General features: G+C 43.3%; 9 protein-coding genes. 2 read left to right on the top strand and 7 right to left on the bottom strand.

Features of this window, described 5'->3' with window-relative positions; translation table 11 throughout:
- Positions 1-276: 276 nt before the first annotated feature.
- From ACEW80_RS15610 to ACEW80_RS15580, 7 genes are all read right to left on the bottom strand, one after another.
- The gene (locus ACEW80_RS15610; protein ID WP_373527473.1) at positions 277-798 is read right to left on the bottom strand and encodes a DUF177 domain-containing protein; all 522 of its coding nucleotides are present in this window, start codon (positions 796-798) and stop codon (positions 277-279) included.
- A gap of 140 nt (positions 799-938) precedes the next feature.
- Positions 939-1,469 carry a protein jag gene (locus ACEW80_RS15605; RefSeq protein ID WP_373527472.1) on the bottom strand — a complete coding sequence of 177 codons (531 nt, stop codon included), beginning with the start codon at positions 1,467-1,469 and terminating at the stop codon, positions 939-941.
- Positions 1,466-2,617 (bottom strand): membrane protein insertase YidC, encoded by a 1,152-nt coding sequence (gene yidC, locus ACEW80_RS15600; protein ID WP_373527471.1) that lies wholly within the window; start codon positions 2,615-2,617, stop codon positions 1,466-1,468. The genes ACEW80_RS15605 and yidC overlap by 4 nt, the downstream gene beginning before the upstream one ends.
- Before the next feature lie 150 nt (positions 2,618-2,767).
- On the bottom strand, positions 2,768-3,160 hold the full coding sequence (locus ACEW80_RS15595; RefSeq protein WP_373527470.1) for a PH domain-containing protein: 393 nt from the start codon (positions 3,158-3,160) through the stop codon (positions 2,768-2,770).
- Positions 3,147-3,569 (bottom strand): ribonuclease P protein component, encoded by a 423-nt coding sequence (rnpA, locus tag ACEW80_RS15590; protein WP_373527469.1) that lies wholly within the window; start codon positions 3,567-3,569, stop codon positions 3,147-3,149. The genes ACEW80_RS15595 and rnpA overlap by 14 nt, the downstream gene beginning before the upstream one ends.
- 25 nt (positions 3,570-3,594) lie before the next feature.
- Positions 3,595-3,729: a 50S ribosomal protein L34 gene (rpmH, locus tag ACEW80_RS15585; RefSeq protein WP_373527468.1), complete on the bottom strand. Its 135-nt coding sequence runs from the start codon at positions 3,727-3,729 to the stop codon at positions 3,595-3,597.
- Positions 3,730-3,843: 114 nt separating this feature from the next.
- Positions 3,844-4,350, bottom strand: coding sequence for a DUF2808 domain-containing protein (locus ACEW80_RS15580; protein WP_373527467.1), 507 nt, complete (start codon positions 4,348-4,350; stop codon positions 3,844-3,846).
- A 766-nt stretch (positions 4,351-5,116) separates the two neighbouring features.
- Between ACEW80_RS15580 and ACEW80_RS15575 the strand changes: the two genes are divergently transcribed.
- Positions 5,117-6,289, top strand: coding sequence for a Re/Si-specific NAD(P)(+) transhydrogenase subunit alpha (locus ACEW80_RS15575; RefSeq protein WP_373527466.1), 1,173 nt, complete (start codon positions 5,117-5,119; stop codon positions 6,287-6,289).
- An 84-nt stretch (positions 6,290-6,373) separates the two neighbouring features.
- Positions 6,374-6,667: an NAD(P) transhydrogenase subunit alpha gene (locus ACEW80_RS15570; protein WP_251960284.1), complete on the top strand. Its 294-nt coding sequence runs from the start codon at positions 6,374-6,376 to the stop codon at positions 6,665-6,667.
- The last annotated feature ends 93 nt before the right edge of the window (positions 6,668-6,760 follow it).

Raw genomic sequence — 6,760 nt, 5'->3', positions numbered from 1 at the left:
TCAGTCACCCTAATTTTTCCGGTGATGCCTTGTAAAAGTGGTATTTGTTGCCATAAGTTTTCCCACTGCTTACAGAAGTCATCTACATCACAGAATATTTGTGTAATGTCGAGCCGAGATACAATAGTAGACATAAACTTTGCGATCGCATCTTACAAGCTTCATATATTTGCCACCCATGCTGTCTCTGTCGAGTTAATATTCCCGAAAGCGATGCCTACGGCGGTAAACTACGCACGGGCGGGAAATCACAGAATTTCAGCTATCAGCAATAAGCTACGATCCCGGAAGTTGCTTTTTCAGTGCTTCCAGAGAAGCCCAACGGTTATCAACTGGAGTTTCAGAACTATCAGAAATATCAACAGTACTACTTATAGGAATACCTGGACAATTGCGATCGCATAACTGGCGCAAAGGTACTGCCAAGGACATTTGCTCATACAGCCATTCGTTAGGATAAAAATAACCATCCGGCGGTAGAGTTTCAAGCAATTCTTCCAGAACCACTTCTCTTTCTAAAGGCAAGTCATTTAGCTGATTTCCAGTTTCGTCTAACCAGATGATTTCCTTCGTATCCAGCCCTAAACGTCGATTGTATTGCTGCAAACATCGGTTACAGGTACAAGTAATAATTGTTTCTGCCTGACTAGACACTTGTAAGTAATTGCCATGATGCTGCACGCGCACATGACCGCGAACTGGTGTCAACGTTTCCAGACCAGGCAGAAATTCCTCAACCTGAATTTCCTCTGTCCGCTCCGGGGCTTGAGTTAGCTGCGGAATATAAATTGCGTCCATAGGATTTGTGAGATATCCTCACGAAAATTAATGATCATTATCAGCAATAATACTGATACTACATCTTTATTTTAGCTTTTAGGAACAAGAGAAATTTTGAAATTATATTGAGCTTTCAATTAACCCTTGTACAGACGTGATTAATCGCGTCTCTCTTCTTCCAACGAAGCCGGACGCACAACTAAATGACGATGCGGCTCTTTGCCACGACTGAAGGTTTCCAAATCTCCAAAGTCCTTCAAGAAGGTATGGATTTGACGCCGTTCAGCCGAACTGAGAGATTTAATTTCTACTTCTCTACCAGAAAAGCGCACTTCATCGGCTGCTGCTTCTGCTAGTGAACGAACTTCGGCTTCTCTTTTAACGCGGTAGCCATTCAACTCAATGGTGTAAGAGGCTTGTTCCTCAGGGGGTTGGCTGAGGTTAAGAACCGAATTTGCTAGATACTGAATCGCATCTAGCACAGAACCATCAGCACCAATTAATACCTGGATTTGTCCTGATGTAAAGTTGGTTTGGTCAATTGTCAACCAGTAGTTATCTGGTTCTGGGGAATCGCTGTCTTGAGATTGGGCAGCTTCTAAATGACCCTGAATCTCAGCAGGTACTCCAGTGAGTTCCAGCAGTGTTTTTAACCACTGCTGACCTCGCTGCATCGAAATGTTGCTCATGATCCCCCTGCCGCCTTTTTCTTAGAACTTTTCGGTTCAAATGGCAATGCTTTTTGTTCTGGAATTGCTGCTTCTTTCTCCTGGGTTTCTACGATTTTTTGCAGTTCTTCTGGTAGAGGTTCGCGGGAGAGAAGATAAGTTTGTGCGGTTTGGAAAATATTACCAATCACCATATACATCAGCACCCCAGCTGGTAAGGGAAAGAACAAAAACATCCCAGAAAATATGACTGGGGTGATTTTGTTAACTGTATCCTGCTGCGGATTGCCACCGCTGGAATTTTGCCCAGAAAGCATTTGGCTAACATAAAGGCTGAGTCCAAAAAAGACAATCATGGCAACAATATCCCAATGGATTGTACCATCTGGATCATTTGCGCCAACCCTGCCTAAGGCATCAATGAATAGAAAACCTTTGTCTGCTGCTAGTCCAGGAATTGTTCCTTGAATAGCAACCTCTCCGGGCTGCAAGGCTTGTACATTGCCCTGGGCATCAATTTTTACCCTATCTTCCCCTTTGGTGACTTTCCAATCAGGAATCAGCTTATTTTCTGGGTGTTCTGCTAAGAGTACCTGAAATGGTTTGCCCTCAATAGTCTGATATTGGATCTTAGTTTGTTCTCCCACCGCTAATTTATTGCCGCTGGGAAGGATTGCAGCTACTTTAACGTGTTCCCCATCAGCAACGTAGATGTTTTGAGGAGCAGTAGCAAAGGCTTGCGGTTGAATTTGTTCGATTTGTTCTGCGGGAAAGATTTGCAGGTTAACGCTGTAGTTCACACCTGAGAAAGGCGAACCCCGCAAAGTAGCGAACAGCGCTAATAAAACCGGCATTTGTATTAGTAATGGAAAACAGCCTGCCAAAGGGTTGCCAAATTCTTTTTGAACATTGACCATTTCCTCGTTCTGCTTTTGCTGATCATCCTTATAGCGCTCTTTGATTTCCGCCATCCGCTTTTGCATTAAAGGTTGTACAATTCGCATTTTCCGCATATTGCGAATTGAGCCAGCACTCAGGGGATAGAGCGCAAAGCGGACTATCAATGTCAAAGCAACGATCGCTAATCCGTAGCTAGGCACAATACCATAGAAAAAATCTATGATTGGCAGCATCACGTTGTTCGAGAGAAAGCCGATACCAAAATCCATTATTCTGAATTTAACCTGAGCTACTGTAAACTGACTTAATCTAATTTATCTAAATCATGACTTAATCTGCGACTATCTTTGATTACGGATAGCTGCACATTCAAATCAAATGGGGCATTGGTTCATCTCCCTCGTCTCCCTCTGCTCACATTACTTGTTAGCAGCAGCGCTGTATTCGGGATTTTTTGCAGCAATTCTTTCATTGATGTAGTCATAGACTTCCCGAAACTTGGGAATTGCTCGCAATTCGAGACGACTGCCATTTTTTAGGGTTATCACCATATCTCCCCAAAAGCCAATGCCACGGGGAACTTTGACGATTTTAACAATTTCTGAATAAATTACGTCAGTGCGATCGCGCCCCTGCCAACCTCCGATTACAGTAATTCGGCGATCAGTGATGCGGAAGCGCAGCCACAATGCCCTGACAATTGCCCCCACTGTCAATGGTATTCCAACGACAGTTAGCCCAATCAGCAGGTTGATAATCAAATCCCCTAGATGGGGGCCACCTTCATAATATACGTCTTCACGAATGCCCATCGAACACCTCCGCTTGTGCCAACAACTGCTCTAATTCTTGCAGAAATTGTGGGCTTACGCACTTAGATTCTGCTGCTGTAGGTTTTACAACGAACACTAGCCGCCATCCTGGTGATAATTTGGGCAGCAAATTATGCAAAGCAGCAGTAATTTGCCGTTTGATCCGGTTGCGAACTACTGCTCTTTTGCTGACTTTTGTGCTAATCGAAATGCCAATTCGCGTGCTGGCAAGATGTGCGACATCAGTTGCTTGTATAGTCTGGGTGGCAGTGTCCAAAGAAGGTTTTACTGAATACAGCGGTTTTAAGGCTCTCAATGTCAAATAAAAACCATGACGCCGAATTCCTTCCCGGAAAACTGCCTGGAAATCTTTTCGGGATTTTAGCCGATTTGCTTTAGGCAAAGCCACAGATGCTCTTTTAGCTTAATATGCCCTAAACGGCCAAACGGTGACGTCCCTTTCTTCTTCTGGCGCTAATCACGTTTCTACCGTCTGGTGTCCGCATCCTGGCGCGAAAACCAGAGGTTCTTTTTCTCTTACGGTTCGTACCGCCTAGTGTTCTTTTCATACAGTTCTCCTCTTAGGTGATTTTTATAAAAACTCACAATCTCAAATTTTATCACTTTAATTGACAATTGGGGATGGGGCATTGATTGTCTCTCTTGTCTCCCACTCCCCACTTTTAACTAATGGTCATAATCCAGCTTCCCACATAACGCAGTAGTGGCACATCGCCAGGGGAGAGTACTTGACAGTTAAAATAGTAAACTCCGCCGAAGGCTGGGTTTTTCACGTTAGATAACACTAACTCAACTGCGCTACCTGCTGGCACTGGCTCTTGGGGAAAAATATTAATTAACTTACCTTCTTTGTCCCATTTCACCTCAGAAAGCGGAACTGCTTTACCTTTGACTCTGACTTCGATTTTTTTCGAGTCAAAAGTTCCCTTGTAATAATCAGGGTAGGTAATGGCAAATTGACCAACTGCCAACTTCATTTTTTTGGCTGGAATCTTCAATATGTATCGATCCCAACCATTAGCTTGTCCGCCAAAATCTAACCGGAAAGGCAGTTCATTTTCCCTTTTGATGCCGCTAAAGAGCGTAAATCCGTTTTGTGCCCAAGTCAGAGATGGGAGTGCAGTGACCAAAAAGCCAGTCAGGGCTAAAGCAGAAAGTAAACGTCGCATAATTGGGCTTCCTCTACCAAAATCTAAATCTTGTTATCTAAAAATAACTGTGTATTAGTATTTGTTACTAAATTTTACTACTGGTTTCCTGACAATTGACGTTCAATAACAGCAAAAAGTGCCATCCTTCCCGAAGTTTGGGCGACAGCAAAATTATTTAGGTATAAGTTTAACATATAGTCGATTTACTTCATTCCCCTTATAGAGTCCTGATTTGATTACTAAGTTAGTCAAATTTTGAACTAAATAGAAACACAGTTAGGATTAGATTGTGTTTCCAAATATGTATAAGTGTATCGAAATTTGAGGATTTTGTGATAAAAATTGAGCAGTGCCATCAGCGATCGCCAGTTAACTTGGGTTAAATTGATTAAAATAAGTTGGAATCAAAGTCGTAATCCTTAAAATTTGATTGGGAAATTATCAAGATTTCAAAATTTGGTCAATATTACTCTATAAGAAAGGAATATCAAAATTTCTCAATCCCTAAAACAAGCTGAAGATAAAGATGCAAAATTTGGGAACGATCAATTTAGGATGTGCAATACGTAACCCTGTTTGCAACTATCTGAAAATATGACCTCTGCGAGCGGCAAAGCTTCACTTTGCCTGGAGAGCTAAGAGTGGGAGAGGAAAAATTTAAGGTTCAATCTACTAGTAAAATTCATAGGTGATGTTCCTGCCTAAGTATTATGAGTGCGGTACACCCCTCATTTGGGCAATCGCTTACTTAGCAGAAATTAGGTATTTATCTTCAGGAGATTTCATGAGAATAGCAGTTGCTAAAGAGATTGAAGTTTGTGAACGTCGTGTGGCATTAATTCCTGACGCCGTTGCCCGATTAGTAAAACAAGGTTTGGAAGTCTGGGTAGAAACAGGTGCAGGAGAGGGAGCTTTTTTCGGCGATTCTGACTATGAAGCCGCAGGAGCCACAATAATCAGCGATACGGCGAAATTATGGGGCGAAGCAGATATTCTGCTAAAAGTTAGCCCACCGCAAGAACGAGAAGATGGACGCTCGGAAATTGACTTATTAAAGGAGGGGGCTGTATTAGTCAGCTTCCTCAATCCCTTAGGAAATCCTGTTATTGCAGAGCAACTGGCAAATCGGAAAGTCACAGCCTTGAGTATGGAGATGATTCCCCGTACTACCAGGGCGCAAAGTATGGATGCTTTGTCCTCGCAAGCTTCATTAGCAGGTTACAAAGCAGTATTAATTGCCGCAGCTGCATTACCAAAATATTTCCCGATGTTAACTACAGCCGCAGGCACGATCGCTCCAGCGAAAGTATTTATTATGGGGGCTGGTGTAGCTGGATTGCAAGCGATCGCCACCGCTAGACGTTTGGGAGCAGTGGTAGAAGCCTTTGATATTCGTCCTGCGGTTAAAGAAGAAGTGCAAAGCTTAGGGGCGAAATTCGTTGAAGTCAAATTAGAGGAAGAAACTGTCGCTGCTGGCGGTTACGCCAAGGAAATCTCTGAGGCTAGCAAACAACGTACCCAAGAAGTTGTTGCCGAACACGTCAAAAATTCTGACGTGGTGATTACTACCGCCCAAGTGCCTGGAAGACAAGCACCACGGCTAGTTACAGAAGAAATGGTGGCACAAATGAAACCCGGTTCAGTGATTGTGGATTTGGCTGCTGAACAAGGTGGTAACTGCGCCTGTACCGAACCCGGCAAAGATATTGTCTGGAACGGTGTGACAATTATCGGCCCCATCAATCTCCCATCATCGATGCCAATTCATGCCAGCCAATTGTATGCCAAGAATGTAACATCGTTGATTCAACTGCTAATTAAAGACAAAGCTTTGCAGGTGGACTTTAGCGACGACATCGTTGATGCCGCTTGCGTTACCCATGCTGGTGAAATTCGTAATCAACGAGTGCGGGATGCACTACAAGCTTTGAATACTCAAGAACCGGCAGTTAGTTAGGGGATGGGGAGATGAGGGGGATGAGGGAGATAAGGGAGAAGAACCAATGCCCAATGCCCATTTACATTAAGGAGTTTTGATTTCATGACAGAGGCATTAATTGCTGCTTTGTTTGTATTTGTTTTGGCATCTTTTATCGGTTTTGAAGTCATCAACAAAATACCACCGACTCTCCACACGCCTTTGATGTCAGGCTCAAATGCGATTTCTGGCATTGCAGTACTGGGAGCAATAGTTGCTGCTGGTGCAAAAGATACAAGTGTGTCAGTAATTCTCGGTTTGATTGCTGTTATATTGGCAACAATCAACGTCGTGGGTGGTTTTTTAGTGACAGACAGAATGTTGCAAATGTTCAAGAAGAAGGAGATTAAGGCGTGAGCGACTTTTTACCAACTGGCATTCAGCTGACGTACTTAGTCGCTGCATCGTTATTCATTCTGGGCTTGAAAAAGCTGGGATCACCTGCGACAG

It is taken from the genome of Nostoc sp. (genome assembly GCF_041747015.1).
In the GTDB taxonomy this organism is placed as follows: domain Bacteria; phylum Cyanobacteriota; class Cyanobacteriia; order Cyanobacteriales; family Nostocaceae; genus Nostoc.
The sequence above is the reverse complement of the archived record's forward strand: the minus strand, read 5'-3'. Positions and strand labels throughout refer to the sequence as shown.